The following is a 20,092-nucleotide window of genomic DNA, read 5'->3' as shown; positions in this document are numbered from 1 at the left end:
TTATTAGTATGACAACAGTACAAATTATGGAGGCAGCACGTGATATGTTGCCTTATACTTCGGAGTTTAAGCACGACATTATTCGTATTCCAGTAAGGAGTACACATTCTTTTGATGCGGAATCCTGCCTGCCATCAAATGCTTTGATAGTACCCGACAAATCTTTTTATGAAGTAGAGTTTAGAAAACTGTATATAAAAAATATAGCAGGAGACTGGGAGTTTGTAAAAATTTATTAACAGGCATTAGCAACATATGTGCTGCATAAAAAATATATCTTGTGGCACAGCCAAGACTCTTGCACCTTCATTTACAATGTACCTTCATAAGTACCACCGCGGGCATAACAGCTCATCGTGCTGCAATAAATACAAGCGGTATTACACCATATAAAACTCCCACTGAATACGGTCAGGATCTTTAAAAGCAACGTACTGCTTTTGCAATGTAGGATCGGTTTTGATACCGGTATTTTCTACGCCGGCATCGTTCAGTCCTTTTGCTACACGTTGTAGTTCTTCTTCACTTTCGCAGGCTATGGCAATATGGTCAGTACCAATAGTATGTGGGTTAAATGTTGCATTGTCTGCTGCCTTTTTAAATACAATAAAAACATTGCCAATGGGAAAGGCAAACAAGTCTTCTGTTGCAAGTACAACCGGAAAGCCGATGGTGTCCTGGTAAAAATTCTTTGCAGCCTCCAGATCGCTGCAGCGCAGGTTGATGTGGTGAATGCCTGGTGTTTTTGGAGCAATAGCCATGGTTTACTGTTTTTTTGGATTAAAGATGTTATGCTTTTAAAAGTAAGTTATTTGTCTGAATCGAGGCTTTCAGGATATGAAGGATGGAACTGATTTGAAATCCCTTATCCAAACAACTTTTTCCTTTAAACAAATGGCACATAAATTATAAACTTTGTTCCTTCTCCCTCTGTACTTTCTACCTTTATCTCACCGCCATGCGCTTTGATAATATCATAACTTAAAGATAATCCTAATCCTGTTCCCTGCCCTGCGGGTTTGGTGGTGAAAAAAGGCTGAAAAATTTTATCTGTAATGTTTTGTGGAATACCATTGCCATTGTCTTTTACAGTAATAGTAATGCTATGATTTTCCTTTTTGGTGTGCACTGAAACCTTAGGCTCATACGTTCCATTTAATTGCCTTTTCTTTTCATTTACAGCATAGAAAGCATTATTGAACAGGTTGAGCATTACTCTGCTGATGTCTTGTGGAATAATATTTATCTTACCGACGCCTGCATCAAAGCTGGTGTGAATTGTTGCATTAAGCGCCTTGTCCTTCGCTCTCAATCCATGATAACTTAATCTCAGGCTTTCATCTATCAAAGCATTGATGTCTGTTAGTTCTTTCTTACCACTGCTTGCCTGCGAATGCTGTAGCATGCCTTTTACAATGCTGTCTGCACGCTTACCATGATGCATGATTTTTTGTTCGTTTGCTCTGATGTCATCAGCTATCAACAGTGCTTCTTGTTTATTATCCAACAGCAATTCGTTTTTTAACTCATCAATCAGCTCTTTGTTCAACTCCGAGAAGTTGTTCACGAAATTTAACGGGTTTTGTATCTCATGGGCGATGCCAGCAGTCAGCTCTCCCAAAGAAGCCATTTTTTCTGAATGAATAAGCTGCGATTGCGTAGCTTTCAACTCCATCAGTGCTTTTTCCACATTCGTTTTCTGGATTTCTATCTGCCTTTTTTGAATGGATAACAGCCGGTTCAGCTTTTTTCTTTGATTGATATTAAGCAGCAGCATGATCGTAACAATCAATAGCACTCCCAAAGCAGCGAGCGATACATTTCTGGCAAATTTTTCGTTTTTAAGATCTAATTCCTGCATTTCGTTTTCTTTCATCAGCATGGCTATTTTTCCGGATTGCTTTTGCAATTCCATTGCGTACTCAAGCGTTGCAGTATTAAAATTTAATTTTCTTTCATTAACCGTGTTATACAAATTGTTTAGCAAGCTTTGAAACAGAAAGGCATGCTCGTAGTCGTTCATTTTTTTATATGCTGCCGAAAGTCCTTCATAAATGCCTTTTAATTCGGGGGTTGATTGGATAGGCTTACCTATATCAAGCGCTTTATTAAACAGTACAATAGCTTCCTTATTTTTGTTAAGCGCCATTTGCAGTTGTCCTTTACCTATTAAAGCCTGCATTACATCAACCGGAGAATTATTTTGCTGCGCTATAGTGTATGCCTTATCGAAATAAACATCAGCCGAATCATATGCCTGCTGTTGCTTATACAATTTACCTATATCATTGTAAGTATAGGCTGTACTGGCAGAGTTGCCTAAAGTTTGTACAGCCTTGTTATAGTAATTGTAGGCTTTATTATAATCCTTTTTTACAGCATATACTTCACCAATATTAGTATAAATAATTCCGATAGATTCACTGTCTTGTATATCCTGTGCATAAGGCAGTGCTTTTAAATAGTAAGCAAGCGCCGTATCGTTTGTTGCAGGATTTTTGGAGTATATCACACCAATATTGCCGAGTGTACTTGCAATCCTGAGTTTGTTGCCACTTTGCTTAGCCAGATCAAGTGCTTGCAAATAATATTGAACAGCTCTGGAATTTTCATCTTTATCTGCATAAAAAGCACCAAGATTATTAAGCAGATTCGATGTGCCCGCCTTATCTCCCAGGGTTTTAAATATATTCAATGATGTGTTGGAGTGAACCAGGGCTTCGTAGTAGTTGCCCTGATAGTTTTCAATAATACCCAGCCATTTATAAGCATACGCTTCACCACTTTTAAAGTTTAATTTAATAGCAAGGTCTTTAGCTTTGTTGGCATATTCAAGTGCTTTACCGGGTGACGACTGGTAGTTGGAAACTGTAAGACTGATAAGCGCATTCACCTTAAGGCTGTCATCCTTTCCTTTGGCTACTATCTGTAGCAGGCTATCAGTTTCTGCATCCTGGCTATACCCTTTTGCTGCATAAAGCAAGGCCAAAATAATGCAGGCCATCATTTTAATGAATGAAACAACAGGCTTTATATCACCTGTTGTTAAACAAAAATACTTGTGCTGTTTTTTTAAATTTTCCAATGGAAATTGTTTTATGACATAAGGAGCCTTGCCCTGCCTTGCAAAGTATAAATTACAACTTCACAACCTTGAAAACCTTATAATTATTATCAATCTTAACTCTTATAAAATAAACCCCACTCGATGCACCTGCAGGCAACTCAATTTCAAGATTTCCCAATGAGCGCTTACTAATGCTTGGGATGTATATTTTGCCGGTTACATCTGTTATATGCACATCCCTGTCAGAAATAATTCCCTTACCTGTAGAGATTATAAACCTGCCTTTAGAAGGATTGGGCGATACTGTTGCGGTTGTGCCGGCTGCCTCAGGAGATACACTGCCTGCCAGCTTATTACTTGTTGCCTTCTTACATCTTGCAGACGTAGAACTTGCATCCTGCGCGGTAGCCGTGTATTGATAAACGTTGTATGTTTTAACGGTCCATCTTAGTTTTTGTCCATTAAATTTTATCTGAAAAGTATTATCACCGCCCGGTAAGAAGTACTCAGGTAAATTGCCCACAGCAGTAGCAGCAGCAACACCCGACAAATAATTGTTTGGACCCGTAGGCACATACAGCATTGTAGCGTTGTCGTTTCTGCATCCGTATGTTGCTATATATTTCAACCCCGTTGGGTCATTTATTAATGTATCAACACACACGAGATAAGGCTTAAGGTTTTTGGCATTTTTACCTTTAGGATTTACATACAATGTTCCCTGCGTATAAGTAGTAATATAACATTCAGGACAATCAAGCTCAACACCGGAAGGGATGATTGCATAAGTGCCTGCATTGCCAATATAAACCGGATTAAGGGTATATACCGGCCCACTCAGCAACGTATCGCTGTTTTTAAGACCTTTTATTGTTGAAGTGAATGTGGGTACCACCCCGCCCTGAAACATTAATGTATCGTTTGCCTTTACAGAAAGTGGCGCCGGTAAAATTTTTAAATTGCCAAGTCCATATCTTATTTCAAAATTTTCAGAGATCATGGCAGCCGGAACAATCCTGAAATCTCCTGCCGTTACGCCTGTTACCATATTAACTGATGTAAAATCAGACACCACATTTGTCGCTGCCGGAACATCCGTTTCATCTACAATTACTACAACATTTTGATTACTCGTATCGCCAACAGCATTACTGTTTAAAATACTGCTGCCATTAATTATACTTTTGGCATTTACTTCTGCTGTACCGTTTATTATAGATTTTGCATTGATAATAGCTCTCGCATTTACTATACTTTTCGCATTTACAAGCGGAGAAGCGGATGAATCAAACTGATAGTTATATATGGATTGTACAGCAAGGTCAACAACCTTAGTAGTATCATTTACCACCACACCATTGATGATAGATTTGGCATTGATAATATTGCGTGCATTGATTATGGATTTTGCACTTGCCATTACGCCCATGTTCAGCAGGTCTGCATCGGTCAATGTTCTTCCGTTAATAATGCTTTTTCCATCCACAAATGCTACTACATTATTGTTAACTGTTGTATGATGAACAGTGCTGATATTATTTAAAAAGCCTGCTTTTTCAGCAACCGGTATCAATGAATCGCCATACGTGTAGGTATAATGAAAGCCGCTTATTTTATCGCCATAAGTAAGTATAGTATCACTTGGTGTTACCAGCAATGGCATTTTATTGTTGAAAAGTATGCCGTCCTTAAAGGTGTAATCGTATAATTCAAACGCCAAGGAATCATCAGCAGTCAATGGTTTAAATGAAGGACGTATATAGTACAAGCCAACATTGCTGCTGTTTGTTGCAGGCGTTGTGTACACAATAGAGTCTAAGTTTAAATCAGCAGCAGACAGGCCCGAAGCAGCCAATGGCGCACCATCTACGAGGATTGTTGACGTGAAGTCCGGCAGTTTTTCTCCGTATTTTTTTGTTTTGTTATCAGCCGTTACTGTTATCTTCTTTTTTATAGGGCTAAAGAAATAAAGCGGCTGAGAATATTGTCCATCCAACTTGCTTGGCGTAACAGGAGCTGTGTACATCTGCACCGGCGGATTGCCCATAAATGGAGGAATCACAGCAGTTGCCAGTGTTGAATTGAGGATTTGGGTAGTTACTGGCACGCCTCTCACTGTAACAGTTGTATTAGTACGAAAATATTTTCCCTTTAAGGTTACTGTAACTGCATTTTTGCCCGGAGTTGCTGACGAAGTGTTAGAAACCAGCAAACTATCCAGCTCGGGAGTAGGCGCTGCAAAACTACCAATAGCCGCATCAGCTTGTATTAAACCATAACCACTGAGGTTATCAAAGCCGGGAGTGGAAGTCATGTCCAATGCAGTATTACTTAAAATAATCCTTACAGAATCCGGCTGGAGCACTTTATCATAAAAACGCTTTTTACCTTCCAATATCAAGGCTGCCACGCCTGCAGCATGAGGAGCAGCAGCAGAGGTGCCAAAGAAATTGGGCACACCGTCACCTTCAATGTCTAAAGAACCAAAATTGACCGTGCTGTTACCACCATCAGGCGCTGTGAAGTCTGGTTTATGTCTTACTATACCATATACAGGTGCACCTCCTGTGGATGAAAATGTTTCAATTAAAGCCGGGTTAACACCGTAAGCAGGCGTGCGGGTATAACGGGCAGCAGCAACAGCCATAGCACCCTCTGCATTGGCCTGCCCCACCAGGGTAGAGGTACCGGTTGCAAACTCATTAAACTTCAGTTCGCCGCGATATACGATAAACTTAATTCTTACGTTGGGGGTAGTACCTGCAGCACGCACAATCATAATGTTTGTACGCGTATTGGCCTTTACAATAAAGGGCAGCACTTCAATAGGATCAGCACCAAAATTTGTCCTGTTCATACCAAATAAAATACTGCCGTCATCATTCGTCAGATAAATATCAAAATCGTTTTGTGCGCCACCTTGGCCAAGCGAATAAATAGAATCTTCCCATTGCATTACAATAGTATAGCTGCCCGCCTGTAAAGAATCGTTTTGAAAAATATCCCCGCCGCCAAAATTGTGTGCTTCACCCGTAAGGCCTGCCGGTGCAGCTACAGGGCTAAATATAGCTTCGTAAGATTTGGAGCCAAAATTACCCGCCGCAGAAAAGTACGATACGCCGAGCGTTTTTACACTATTTACAGCCCGCGCAGCAAGCCCGTCTTTGAAGAACGGAGTTGTAATATAAGTAATATCGTCGGCTATTACTTTGCAGCCGGCACGCTGCAGTTGGTTAATGCCTTGTGCAAAATCGCCCTCGCTTATAAAGCCGGTTCTAAAGGCAAGTGTAGCTTCGGGTGCCATATCATGTACATTTTGCAGCATTGCCCTGCCTTCATCTGTTGACCTTCCATAAGGATAATCTGCTAAAACATCTACCGGAGTCGGATGAACAGGATTGCCAGGACCAGGCAGATCTCCGTTTATAATATCGGTATTTGCAGGGTTACCGGGAATAGTGTTGTAGCCATCTGAAAGAACTCCCACCTTAATGCCTGCACCTGTTAAATGAAAGGCATTACGAACAACATCAGCATGAACCGAAGTGTCACCGCCTGTGGTTACAAGACCTGTACTGGTAATGGGCGGATACAACGGCCTGCACGAATTCACATAGCTCTTCATTTCAGCATCACTATTTAACAGACAGAGCTGACTTATGGGTATTTTGCCGGTTATGATCAAACTATTTGGACCGTTATCCACAAAGCCGGTCATGCCATACTGATCCCGTAGTTTGCTCAAGGCATTGTTGTAATTACCAGCCTTAACAACCACTTCAATTAGTACACTCTGGTCAATGATACGGTAAATCTCAGGCGATGGTATAATGCCGTTAGTAAACATCTGGCAAAGCGACGCCAGTTCCGGTCCAATCAGATCATCAGATTTTCCGGCAGCAGGAGGTGTATAACCGGGAACAATAAGACCATCGCCTGCATCAAATCCGGCAAACGGTTCAAAATTTATATTGGAGCCAGCTTGTATATTTACCTGCGTAGCACTCCACAATGCGCCGGTTATATAACTTGTACCTGTACCCGAACCTATATTAATACCGGCGTAAGGTGCCCACACCGTTCCCAGCCATGCAGATGTGTTAGAAGCGCCATTAGAAACAGTAAAGGAGAAAGTATTAACAACGTTTGTGCTGCCGTTGCCATGTACTTCAAGATATATTCTGGATGCCGCACCGCCATTTTTTAAACTGGAAGTCGCCTTATCAAGATCCACATCGCCTTCCACATAAATTCTAATATTACCAGTTGCTGTGCCTTTAAAATCGAACTCCAGTTTGTTGCTGTTTGTGTTATGGATGGATGTAAAGTAATAATCGCCCGGGCCACTAAATGTTACTTTTTTATTGCCGGACAATTTCATGTTGCGGTAATAGCCGGGCGTTATGGTACGCGTAGCAGTTACATCATCTGTTCCTTTGGAAACAAAACTGGTAACAGCAGGCAGATCCGGAAGTGTTGGAATATTGGGTATCTTTTTATATTCCGCTCCGCCGGGCTTCGGCCCCGAATAAATAGTGCCGGGCGGATGTGTTACATTGCCTCCGACTGTTCCCTTGCTAATGAATATATTACCATTCACGTCAATGTTATATTTCACATAAGCATTGGAACCCATTTGAAGAATATTGCCCGTTGCATTATATAGATTTTGAGCAGTGATACTTCCATTTATTTTAGCACCATTTGCAAGATTGATAATCCCACCACTGTTAAGGCTGCAGCTAAGGGTAGTATTACCTGTAGATTTTATAAGATTGTAACTGCCAATACGTCCATTAGTAATAGTAGCTGCCGATGCAATATTTACAGCAAATCCCGGAGAGCCGGGTGTTGTAATACCGGTTAAGGGACCGTCATTTTTGCCGCCAAACAATACAAAATCTGTAATCTTTAGTGGCTGTGCATTTAACTTTAAGGCGATCAAACATAATAACAGCAGAAGTTTAGGCATTTTATTCAGGGCAAATAACTTTAACATAGTAGCGAGATTTTAACATGGCAGCACATTAGTTGGAAAGAAAAACAAGGTAAGTTAAAAAATATATATTAATATAAAATTGATTAATACAAAAATTCACATTTGCACATATTTAGCTATAAAACAAATAGTTAAGCAGGCAATTGAATAATAAGTGCTGTTCCTTCTCCTTCTTTGCTTTCTACCTTTATCTCTCCGCCATGTGCTTTTACAATATCGTAGCTTAAAGATAAACCCAGCCCTGTGCCCTGTCCTGTAGGTTTGGTAGTAAAGAATGGTTGAAATATTTTATCTACTATATTCCGAGAAATGCCATTGCCATTATCTTTTACTTGTATCTCTACTTTGCCATCCAGTCTTTTTGTACACACGGAAACAGTTGGCTCGTATCCTTCACTCCCCTTTAGGGATTGGGGGCTCTTCTTTTTCTCATCCACAGCATAGAAAGCATTATTCAGCAAGTTAAGCAATACCCTGCTGATATCCTGCGGCACAACATCTGTTCTACCTATACTTTCATCTAAATTGATATTAATTGTTGCATTAAACTCTTTACTCTTTGCTCTCATGCCGTGATAGCTTAAGCGTACACACTCATCCACCAAAGCATTGATCTCAGTCAACTCCTTCTTACCAGAGTTTGCCCTGGAGTGTTGCAGCATGCCTTTCACAATGCTATCCGCACGTTTGCCGTGATGAAGAATTTTTTGAAGGTTTTGTTCTATATCATTCAATATTTCATCTTCCGGTTCTCCGTTTTCATGTTTGACTTTTGACCTTTCACTTTTTAATTCTTCGATCAACTCAACATTTACTTCAGAAAAATTATTAACGAAGTTCAATGGGTTTTGTATCTCGTGTGCAATGCCTGCAGTAAGTTCCCCGAGTGAAGCCATTTTTTCTGATTGAATGAGTTGTGCCTGGGTGGATTTCAATTCCTTAAGTGACTGGTTTAACTGCGCTGTCCGTTGGTTCACCTTTACCTCAAGCAGTTTGTTCTGACGTTTTAAATTGAAGGAGCGAAACGCCGCATATATCAATGCTATTAAAACAAAATAAATCACAAATGCCCACCAGCTTTTCCACCAGGGACTCGCTATCGTGAAACTAAATTCGGCGGGCTTGCTCCACTCATAACTATTTAGGGAGCTCACTTTAAAAGTATATTTTCCTGCAGGGAGCTCAAAGTAATTTCTGCTCGAAGTGTTGGTAGTTGTCTCGCTCCATGCACTATCATATCCTTCGAGGTAATACCTGTACTCCGCATCGCCGGTGCCTTCATTCGATTGAACAAAATGAAATTGTAAATTATTCATGTCATAAGGCATGGTAAGATTTACCGGCATGTTGTAAGGTCCGGTAATGCTGTCCCACTTCATTTTATTTCCATAAGCATTTGAGACCATATTCAGTTTTTGCCCCTTGAGATAGTAATTGTTCGTATTGGCATCCCACAGGGTATCTCCCGTTACGGTATATTCGCCCCGCTTGTTTGAAAAATGTTGCGGCTCATTATACACATCAACACTTGTTATATACGTTTTGGAGAGAACAGGTTTATTTAATTGCAGGGGAGGCAAAAAGGTGATGCCTCCATTACCTACCCACCAATAGATCCCATTATGGCTAATGCCATCATTTTGAAATTCACCCAAATTGGCACTAAAGCCTTCATTCTTTCCTAAAGATTGTATGCACCATGTATTACCGGTAAACGGATTTGGCGGCGTAATGATATTTACACCGGCAAAGGTGCCGGAATAAATACAACCGTTATATTCATTAAGGGATTTGATGTAGGAATTAAACAAGCCGTTTTGTGGTGAAAACATGGTAACGGAATCTCTTCTTTTGTTTATTTTGAAGAGAACGGTATCAATTGCTATCCATGTATTGCCCAATGTGTCAGAACACATCGGTTTGAAGACCGTGCTTTCGGCAGATAAGACAGTATCTGTGTATCGAATGTACGCACTACCACTATCTATTACACCCAATACATTCGACCCGGTACAGAGTAATATGTTTGCTTCTTTATCCTGAATTTGTTGCAAATTTTCGTCTTGTTTACCCAGGGAAATATCCACATGAAAACGGAGTTTCTTTTCCAGATTAAATGCTTCAAAGCTACCAGTTCTAAAGTTTTGCAGCCATATATTGCCCTTGTGAAGTACAGGATAAGCTGTTGGCATTTTACCCAGATAAGTTATTGTTGTATAACCCGAATCAATGATGTCGAGCCCGCTTGGTGTGGCTACATATATTTTTCCATCAATGCATTTCACACCCAGCGTATCGTTACTTAAACCTGCCGCTTTATTTAAAATCTTTGCTTTGCCGGTAACAGGGTTTAAAATTTTAATTCCTTTACCTACGTCGGAAATCCAAATATTGTTACGGGCATCCTCCGCAAGTGCAGTAATATTGGTATTGCCTGCATGGTGTGTATCGTAACCATTTTTATTTAAAATCTCCAGATTACCGTAATTGCTTAACCAGATTTGTCCGTTCTTATCCAATAAAGAAGAACCAATCCATCCTTCCTCAGAAGGAAAGCGTATTTCCCTTGTCGTATTATTTTTCGGGTTGATTATCTTTAAATCATGGGTACGTGTACTATAGTCTAAATAATCAACGAGCATATTTCCGTTGCCATCATCCATCATATTATAGACATAGAAAGTTTGGAGGGTTGGTTTAAAATTCGTGGTAGTCCAATCAAGGTGGTTAATAGTTCCTGCGTGCCTGTCGATAACAGACAATCCACCATGAGCATCATCTACCCATATTCTTTTTTCTTCATCCTTTGCAATCCTCCACGTTGTATCAGAGGGCAATCCATTTTCTTTTTTAAAATAACTTATCGTATTCTGCTTTGCATTTATAATATCCAGCCCGTTGTTGGTTGTAATCCACATATTTTTTTCTTCATCTTGTAACAAGCTTCTAGCAGTATCGGCTGATAAACCTTGCTTTACTGTAAAGCTTTTTATAACATTTTTATGTAGGTCAATAATGCGCATGCCGCTATGCGTTTCTACCCATAGCTTACCATAGCTATCAAATGCAAAATCCCATGGAATTGAGCCTTCCATCTGCATCTGCTTAGCATCTAACTCCTGCAATACATTTTTTTCGGTATTTAAAACAAAGAGACCTCTTTCGCCGGAACTGTATTTGAAGAAAGATACCCATATTTGTCCTTTATCATCTTCCCTTAAACTATTAATCTGAAGACGCGCTTTCAGATACCGGACCAGGTTCTCGCCATCGTACCGGAACAATCCGTTTCTTGAAGCAATCCATATAAAACCTGCTTTGTCTTCTAAAGTGCAATCAACTTGTTGTTTGCCTATTATATCCTCAGCATTGGTGATTTCAAAAAAAGGCTGGTTTGTCATTTGTTTAAAAACCAGTGGGCCTGCTTTTATAATTTCAGGCGTAACTGCATAGGTTTTAAAATGAAATGGTTTTGATGGAAGGGTATTATAATTAAAAGCTGCACGTGGCAAACTGTCCCAATTAAAATGAGTTACTACTGGCTTTTTCGAGAAGGGCTGCGCTACCGTGCTATCATACACTTCTTCGGGCAAAGCATCAAAGTCTAACTTTTTTGTTGTAACGATTAATTTGGAAGTATCATAAAACCGTATTTTTTGCGGCGCTGACCAATGGAGTGCGATGGTTTTAGATTGAATTACATATTTCGGTAAAGGGATGTTTCTGTTCCTTTCATTACAACTGTTAATAGCAAATGAAAAGCAGATAATAATGAGCAATACAAAAATTTTATTCATTTGAAGGACTTAGGTTGTTATTGGTAATTGAATTAAAAACGCACTTCCTTCACCTTCCTTACTTTCCACTTTTATTTCTCTATCATGAGCTTTTATGATGTCGTAACCTAACGACCAATGCTGTTTCGTATTCTATAGATAGTGTAGCAAAATATGGCAAGGTATGCAGTACAATTTCCATAAAGAAAGATACAGACAGATAGCATACAAATCATGAAAAGTTTTGTATTTTATCAGAACGGAATTCAAGAATCCTCTTTCCCAAAGCCGTTTCTTAATAAACTCCTGCATTTTATTTTCTCTAAAGAATACCTATCTTCCAAACCTGAATAAACCGTGTGAAATGAAAACCATATTTGTCGTTCTACTAAATGTATTTGCCTTGAACTTATTTGCACAAAACAAAGCAGTGCTGCAAAACAATGCTGCTGCTTTGCCAGCTTCCAACCCATTCAGCGCACCCAGCAAGCTGCCCTTTGCAGCGCCGCCCTTCAATAAAATCACCATTACCGATTATAAGCCCGCACTCGAAGCCGGCATGAAAGCCCAGCAGGAAGAGATAGCTAAAATTGCCAACAATCCGGCTGCGCCTACATTTGAAAATACATTGGTCGCATTGGAAAAATCGGGTCAATTATTGAGTCGCGCAAACCACGTGTTCAATCTTGTTACCGGCGCTAATACCAACGATACCTTGCAGCAGCTACAGGAGGAAATGGCACCGCAACTGGCTGCCAACCAGGATGCTATTTACCTTAATCCGAAATTGTTCAAGCGCATTGAAACCATTTATCAAAACAGAGAAAAACTGCATTTAGATTCCGAATCAAACCGGTTAGTCGAGTACCAATATCTGGAGTTTGTTTTGGCAGGTGCCAAGCTATCGGAAGAAGATAAAACAAAACTGAAAAAACTTAATAAAGAAGAAGCCGGACTAAGCGCAAAATTTACCAATCAACTCCTGAATGCCGCTAAAAACAGTGCCTTAATAATTGAGGATTCATCTAAATTAAAAGGACTCTCTGCCACCGAAAAGGCGGCGTATGCACAAAATGCAAAAGCAGCTAATCTTACCGGCAAATGGCTCATTCCATTGCAAAACACCACGCAGCAGCCACCGCTGCAATCGCTTGATGACCGCGCCACCAGAGCGCAATTGTTTCAGGCATCCTGGCTGCGTGCAGAGCATGGCGATTCCAACGATACACGTTCTACTATTTTGCGGCTTGCAGACATTCGCGAACAAAAAGCAAAACTAATGGGCTTTCCCAATTATGCCGCCTGGAAACTGCAGGACCAAATGGCGCAAACACCCGAAGCAGTTGCACAATTCTTTGCACAATTAGTGCCGGCCGCTACCGCAAAAGCCAAAGGCGAAGCAGCCGAGATACAAACACAAATTGATAAGCGGGGCGACAGTATTACACTGATGCCCTGGGACTGGAACTATTATGCCGAGCAGGTGCGCAAGGAAAAATACAACCTCGATGAAAATGAGATAAAGCCGTATTTTGAACTGAATAAAGTACTAGAAGATGGTGTGTTTTATGCTGCTAATCAACTCTACGGTTTAACCTTTAAAGAGCGCCATGACCTTCCTGTATGGCAGCCTGATGTACGTGTGTTTGAAGTGTTTGACAAAGATGGAAAACCATTGGCTTTGTTTTACGGCGATTATTATAAGCGGGATAATAAATCGGGTGGCGCATGGATGAGCAACCTGGTGGAGCAAACAAAACTGATGAACACCAAACCGGTAATTTATAATATATGCAATTTTACAAAGCCTGCGCCCGGTGAGCCTGCCCTCATCTCTTTTGATGATGTAACTACCATGTTTCACGAGTTTGGTCATGCACTGCATGGTATGTTTGGCAACCAACAATATCCTACGCTTTCAGGCACTAATGTTGCCCGCGATTTTGTGGAGTTTCCCTCGCAGTTCAATGAGCATTGGGCATTGTATCCAACAGTATTGAAGCATTATGCAGTGCATTATAAAACCGGCGAACCCATACCACAAAGTTTGGTGGATAAGATAAAAAGTGCCGGCACGTTTAACCAGGGGTACAGCCTGACCGAGCTGCTGGCTGACGCTTCGCTCGATATGCAGTGGCATACCACCAAAGACAGCAATGCAATAAACAATGCAGATTCTTTTGAATTAGCTGCTTTGCAAGCTACCGGGCTGGCTTTGCCGCAAGTGCCGCCACGCTATCGTTCTTCTTACTTTTTGCACATCTGGAGCAATGGTTATGCTGCCGGCTATTATGCGTACCTATGGACAAAAATGCTGGAAGAAGATGCGTATTCATGGTTTGAAGAAAATGGTGGCTTAACGAGCGCTAACGGTCAGCGTTTCAGAGATATGATTTTATCGCGCGGCAACACCGAAGATTACAACAAAATGTTCCGCAATTTCAGAGGTCATGCACCCAGCATCAAGCCCATGGAAAAAGCATTGGGATTGCCTGCAGGAGAGTAACATTTTTGTTGAATCGTGAAAGCACGAAAGCGCTAAGATTAAGAATTATAAAGTATATAAATTAAAGTTCCGAACTATTACAACAGTTCGGAACTTTCTATTTTGAGTATAAAACAATCCATGATATAGTTCTTATATCAGGTAATCAGCCATCATCAGTATAATCCTGGTCTAAAAAATTAAAATAATCCCCATTCGTCTTCATACTCATCCTTCTCAAAAGAAGCAACCCATTGCTTAAACAACTCGCGGAAAGCATCTATTTCCTGCCGGATAATGAGGCGGTGTTCCGCTTCCATCAAATCATCTTCTATAAAGTTGTTGGTGCTTATTTTTATAAACTGTGCATTCTTTCTTATGATAGCTGCATTCTCCATGCGAATAATATATAGCCCCACTTCGGAACTTCTTATTTTAGCAGCAACCTCATACGCATCACCCAATATCATTTCCTTTTGATCTTCCATAAACTCCTTATTAAACAGGCTGTCCTCACCAGGCTCTTTCATACTGTCAAATGCCGCTTTAAGCACGAGCACTACTGTATTCCATTGTTTATACATGGCTTTGCACAGCTCGGTGGTTACCGAAGATCTCCATTCTTCTCCTTCAGTGTATTCTTCATTAAATTCATCGTCGTCCCACTCGGGCAATTCATTTAAATTATCCGGATTCATGGCATAAAAGTATAGGGTTTATTGTTTTTAGGAGATTTTTTCTTCGGCGACAAGCCTACATTTTACACGGCATTATTTAGAATATAAGTAAAACTACGCCCGTAATAACGAGCGCAGAAGAAGCAATCTTTGCAGTACAGTACAATCAAAATAAGCTATCAGTAGTATTTCGCAGTTGGCTTAAATTCTCTAATAAAATTAAAAATCAGCCATCAATAATGATCTTTATAAAATCCACAGATTGCTTTATTATCGCTCGCAAAGATGCGACTCTTATCCTATCAGGCACAGCAGCCCGGACTAACTTTAAAATTTCCGATTAAAAGATAATAATGAAACAATATTTCTACGAATACAAATACTCGTTTAAGTGATTGATAGTTTGCTGTTGTGTAAGAATGGTGTCTTTTACTACATCGCTCATAGAGATAATGCCAGCTAAGCGATCATTATCAAAAACGGGCAGGTAGCGGATGTTGTTGCTGGTCATTAATCCCATACAATGATCTATCGTATCCTCAGGTGATACACGCGGCAAATCAGCCGTCATAATTTCAGACACGAGCGTGGTATCGGAATGTTTATTTTGCAGAATTACTTTTCTTGAATAATCCCGTTCGGTAACAATACCTAAGAATGTATCGCCTTGCATTATCACTACCGAACCTATATTTTTTTCGGCCATCACTTTTAATGCCTCATACACCGAAGTATCGGGAGAAACTGCAACGGCATTTGTGCCCTTGCGGGAAAGTACTTGTTGTACGCGATTCATAAGAGGGATATTTTATTTGAAAACGGAATGTACAACATAACAATGAAAATTGCCGCAACATTTTGATATGTGTGCTCGATTATCGTCAAAAAAGGGGTATTTATTTTATGCAATTTTTCCAAAGCGCGGGCACCTATTTTCTTTCATAGGTGTTTGTTTACGCTTAGCCCTTAAAATATCTCCCACATTGTACGATTTGGTATGACAAAAAGGACAGGCATTTACATCCCCGGCACTATCTATGTAAATGCTGCGGCTACCGGCATAACAACCAACCCTGCGCTGATGAAAACCATGATACATTACAAAGGGAAAGTCTTTATATTTTTTGTCGCTGTTGATACTTTTAAAAAACTGCTCCAATTGAAGTATATGTGTTTCTTCGAGCAGCACTTCTTTATTGGCATAATGCCCAATGTTTTTGGGCTCTAATAACTGTACAAAGTGAGCACCTAACGTTTTGGCAAACTGCATATACGGCATCAGGTGCCCCCCATCAATAAATGATTTGGTAACGCATATGCTGAGTGTAACTACAAGACCAGCATGTAACGCATGTTGCACACCATTTACAGCTTGCTCAAAGCTGCTGGCGTGCCGCCGGAAACCGTTGTGCAACTCGGGTATATAATGATCAATGCTTACCACCACACCTTTGCATCCGGCTTCTTTCAGGCGTTTAGCATTAGTAGCGGTCAAATTAAAACCAGATGTAAGCACAAAACATTCACTCCTTTTTTTTGCATGCTTTATAACTTCCACCAAATCGTGTATGCGTACCATTGGCTCGCCGCCGCTAAAGTGAATCTGAATAGCTCCCTGCTGCTGGTACAAGTCTACAATTTTAATGAGTTCTTCTCTTGTAAACGTTTCTTTTTTATTCAGGTTGTCCCATTCAAAACAATGCTCGCAGCGCAGCGGACATTTACGGGTAATGGCGAAAAAAACCATGCTTAACCTGCCGGTATATTGCAATGGAAATGCATGACGCAATAACTCATCTTTTAAGAAAGCATTGTACGCCGCCGAAGGCCAGCCAGGGTTGTATAAGTTATTGTAATATCTGCCATCTACTTTGTACATTTTATGCACCTGCGCACCCCAGGTTTGCCTGCGCAACTGCATCAACTGCCGGTAAGCTTTTAATATTTGTACAGGTTTTTTGATAGTAATACAGGCTAAATAAAACAATGTAAGCTGCTTGCAAAACGATACAAGCCATTTTTCCAGCTTGCTGGTTTGCTGTGTACGCAAAACAGTTGGTTTCGCACTATAACTTACATAAGATGGAGCATTTGTTTTTTGCGGAATGATTATAGTCGTTTCCATAAAAAGAATGATAATTTTGAAGAACAGTTTTGGTATTTATTTAGTTTAGCACATACGTATCAGTAACAGCATCCGCTGTTTTGTTGTTCCATTGATAAATGTATTTTGCCCAGTGTACTTCTATTTTTTTAAACGTTTCTTTACTGTACTCATACTCGAATGTGCGGTATTGTTTTTCTTTTTGTAACTGTGCTATAAATCTTTTTTGTAGCAGTTCAAAACCGTTGAGGTGCAAGCCTTCATAAATATTCTGAAGTATCACAATTGCGTTTTTTTCTAAGTCTTCGTAACGCACTTCCACAAGATTACCTGCGGGTATCAAAGCTTTATCTTTTTCGTACTGCTCCATCAGGTGAACGTAATGCCCAAACACGACATTTTCTATTTGGTCATCCGCTATAGATTGCAAGCAAAACTTGCGAATAGCTTTGTACCATAAGTTACGCGTGGAATAAAAAAGATGATAAGGGTCACGGCTGATATAAATAAACTTAGCATTCGGAAACAGTTGCAGCAGATACCGGATGCGTTCTGTATTGGGCGGACTTTTAAGCAACAACTGTTTGCCCTTGTGTTTATAAGTGGCAAGTTTTAAAACATAGAGATATTCTTTTTTCCATCGCTGAAAATAAATTTTATTGTTTAATAGCTGCGAGCAGCTTAGCCATTCTTTCCAGTTTAAGGGAAAAACAAAACGCCAGTAATCGGTATAAGCAGATGCTTTATTAATTAAAAAACGTTCTTCTTCTGCAGGATCGTTTAACGCCGGAACAACATTGTTGAAAAAAGCCGTTTTTAGTTTGAGATGATTGATAATAAATTGCAGTACTTGCTGCAACCATTTGCCAAATAACAAGCTGGTATTTGGGCAAATAATATCGTAGTAAGAAAGGTAGCCGAAGCGCTCATCAGCAGCCATTAGTTTGTGCAGATAAGTAGTGCCGCTGCGGTAATGACCAATGATAAAAGTTGGGTCTTCAGCAATATTTGTGCTTCCGATTTTATTAGCATAAAAAAGCCGTTGCAAAAGGGCGCATGGCATTACCAGTATCAATTTTATATAATATACCACCAACAACATCCAGCCTTTTGCGGATAGCTTACCGGCTGCAAGCACTTTTTGTGTAAAGGTGATTACAGGAGCATGCAAAGGCATTATTTTTAGTTGGTTCTTCATGGGTAATTCTTTAATTGGTGTAAGGCTTACTTCATTGCCCACTTGTTTACATCACCATTCATTGCCTGTTTATACAAACTCATACTAAAGTTGGATAAAGCGCCGGGTTGTTTAAACTGTTTTAAAAAACCTATATCGGCAGCATTAGTAAAATTGCGTACATGCTCGTAATAGCCTTTGGCGTGCAGTATGTACGTTTGTGTCTTATTGTTGTTGGCAATTGGTGTGTATAAATACTCGATAACCGTTGCATTACCGGGCATTGGCTGCTGCAGGTAGCTGGCATCTTCTTTTGCCAGCAATGGAAGTACATTAGCACCGGTTTCATCGGTGGCTTTTACGGGTTGCAGTTTGCTTATTTGCAATGCTGCATCATCGCTAAAATCAATAGCAGCATAATCAATTTCCCAAAACATAAAGCCTGCACTCAATTGCACGTTTAGCTGTTCATCCGTTATGTCATTAAGATTAAGCGGCACTACTATTTCTCTCGTTGCCAGTGGACCAGTGGTAGTAAGGCTTTCTGCTACCTGCCAGCCTTTGCTGGTATGTATCAAAATGTGCAATGGCAGTTGCTGTTCTTCTTTCCAATGCGTTAGTTTCTCAACCGGTGTATTGCTTTGTTTTTTTATAAATGCAGGATAATATTTACCGAAGCCTTGCGTGAATTTTCCATACACCATATCCAACCAATAAGAATTTTTTAGGCGCAAAACCAACTTTGCAGTGGTAGTATTTGCAGATCTTTCAAAAGAGAGATTCAGCGTGTTGTTATTGTTTTTAGCTGCCGCTGTATCGTCAAAATTGAAGCTCCACTCATCATTTGACAGCGCTATTAACGGCATTACATTTTTGCTATTAGCTGTTGCCGTTATCGGGAGCATTGGCTGCGCAATAGAATGTAAACCACCGTTTTCATCGGCAGCAACCCGCACGTTTTTATCATGCGTTATTACCAGCAATTCGGCAATATCAGTAAATTGTTTTTCTTTTAATTCATTGCTTATTTGCAACTGCAGTTTCCCGTTTGCATTTGGCTTCATCTGCAGCGTTAGATAATCGTTGCGGCATAGCTGCGGATAAATAGCACCACCATATATTTCGCCTTGCAGCTTCATTTCGGTACCATCATATGCACTCACAAAAGGGCAGGAACTTTTTAGGGCAAGTGCGATGAGGGAAATAACTGTAAAAGTGCCTGCTGCTATTCCAATACCACCCAATACATAGCTCAGCGTAGTTTTACCTTTATTTTTTTCAACTACTTCTATCTTTTGCACCTTATCAAGCGGGAGTGTATAGGTCAAAAAGGGTTTAGCAGTTGTATCTACAGGCACATACAAGTGTACTTCATTCAGCACTGTTGATTCAATTACGCTGTTTTTATATCTCATATTACCACCTCTGCCATTATGCAAATGCAGTGTATGATATGTCGGCAAAGTATCTAACTGGCAAGTGATATATTTTCTGTCTTCGCTTACTATTATATTGCGCATGTGGTAGGCTTCGCTGCCGGCACGTAATATGAAATACCGGCTTTGGTATTGTGGCGCATCAATATTTTGAGCCATACCAGTAGTATCTTTTAAGGCTGCTTTTTTATTTTGAAAGTCCTGCACCTGATAATAATGCTGGCAGCTGGTAAGCAAGTAAAAAAGTGGAATAGCAGTAAAGCCGAATACTACTCTAAGCAGTGCTGTGGTTGGGTACATAGGATTGGATTTACGGTAATGAAGGATAAAGAAGTTATCAGCAATTTAAACAAAAGTTTTCAGTTGCAAAT

The 20,092-nt window shown here is 40.1% G+C and carries 11 protein-coding genes; 2 read left to right on the top strand and 9 right to left on the bottom strand.

Annotated elements, in window-relative coordinates; genetic code table 11:
* The first annotated feature begins 8 nt into the window (after positions 1 to 8).
* Positions 9 to 239 (top strand): hypothetical protein, encoded by a 231-nt coding sequence (locus FC093_RS08445; RefSeq protein ID WP_137261329.1) that lies wholly within the window; start codon positions 9 to 11, stop codon positions 237 to 239.
* Positions 240 to 380: 141 nt separating this feature from the next.
* Here the strand turns inward: FC093_RS08445 and FC093_RS08440 are convergent, their stop codons facing one another.
* From FC093_RS08440 to FC093_RS08425, 4 genes are all read right to left on the bottom strand, one after another.
* Complete coding sequence (locus FC093_RS08440) at positions 381 to 761, bottom strand: VOC family protein (protein WP_137261328.1); 381 nt, start codon at positions 759 to 761, stop codon at positions 381 to 383.
* Positions 762 to 886: 125 nt separating this feature from the next.
* Positions 887 to 3,085 carry a tetratricopeptide repeat protein gene (locus tag FC093_RS08435; RefSeq protein ID WP_137261327.1) on the bottom strand — a complete coding sequence of 733 codons (2,199 nt, stop codon included), beginning with the start codon at positions 3,083 to 3,085 and terminating at the stop codon, positions 887 to 889.
* A 52-nt stretch (positions 3,086 to 3,137) separates the two neighbouring features.
* A complete protein-coding gene (locus tag FC093_RS08430; RefSeq protein WP_137261326.1) occupies positions 3,138 to 8,066 on the bottom strand; it encodes an MBG domain-containing protein in 4,929 nt (1,642 codons plus the stop codon).
* Positions 8,067 to 8,197: 131 nt separating this feature from the next.
* Entirely contained in the window at positions 8,198 to 11,863 is a 3,666-nt protein-coding gene (locus FC093_RS08425; RefSeq protein ID WP_137261325.1) for an ATP-binding protein, read from the bottom strand.
* A gap of 343 nt (positions 11,864 to 12,206) precedes the next feature.
* Here FC093_RS08425 and dcp point away from each other — a divergent pair, with 343 nt between their 5' ends.
* On the top strand, positions 12,207 to 14,348 hold the full coding sequence (gene dcp / locus FC093_RS08420) for a peptidyl-dipeptidase Dcp (RefSeq protein WP_137261324.1): 2,142 nt from the start codon (positions 12,207 to 12,209) through the stop codon (positions 14,346 to 14,348).
* A gap of 179 nt (positions 14,349 to 14,527) precedes the next feature.
* Here the strand turns inward: dcp and FC093_RS08415 are convergent, their stop codons facing one another.
* The 5 genes from FC093_RS08415 to FC093_RS08395 all read right to left on the bottom strand — a co-directional run bounded on the left by FC093_RS08415 (position 14,528) and on the right by FC093_RS08395 (position 20,021).
* The gene (locus tag FC093_RS08415; RefSeq protein ID WP_137261323.1) at positions 14,528 to 15,025 is read right to left on the bottom strand and encodes a hypothetical protein; all 498 of its coding nucleotides are present in this window, start codon (positions 15,023 to 15,025) and stop codon (positions 14,528 to 14,530) included.
* Positions 15,026 to 15,371: 346 nt separating this feature from the next.
* Positions 15,372 to 15,800 carry a CBS domain-containing protein gene (locus tag FC093_RS08410; RefSeq protein WP_137261322.1) on the bottom strand — a complete coding sequence of 143 codons (429 nt, stop codon included), beginning with the start codon at positions 15,798 to 15,800 and terminating at the stop codon, positions 15,372 to 15,374.
* 105 nt (positions 15,801 to 15,905) lie between these two features.
* The gene (locus FC093_RS08405; protein WP_137261321.1) at positions 15,906 to 17,129 is read right to left on the bottom strand and encodes a radical SAM/SPASM domain-containing protein; all 1,224 of its coding nucleotides are present in this window, start codon (positions 17,127 to 17,129) and stop codon (positions 15,906 to 15,908) included.
* Between the two features lie 40 nt (positions 17,130 to 17,169).
* Positions 17,170 to 18,306 carry a sulfotransferase family protein gene (locus FC093_RS08400; RefSeq protein ID WP_137261320.1) on the bottom strand — a complete coding sequence of 379 codons (1,137 nt, stop codon included), beginning with the start codon at positions 18,304 to 18,306 and terminating at the stop codon, positions 17,170 to 17,172.
* 26 nt (positions 18,307 to 18,332) lie between these two features.
* Positions 18,333 to 20,021, bottom strand: coding sequence for a hypothetical protein (locus tag FC093_RS08395; RefSeq protein ID WP_137261319.1), 1,689 nt, complete (start codon positions 20,019 to 20,021; stop codon positions 18,333 to 18,335).
* Positions 20,022 to 20,092 lie beyond the last annotated feature (71 nt).

It is taken from the genome of Ilyomonas limi (assembly GCF_005233845.1).
In the GTDB taxonomy this organism is placed as follows: Bacteria; Bacteroidota; Bacteroidia; order Chitinophagales; family Chitinophagaceae; genus Ilyomonas; species Ilyomonas limi.
This window is presented reverse-complemented; position numbering and strand designations above follow the sequence as displayed.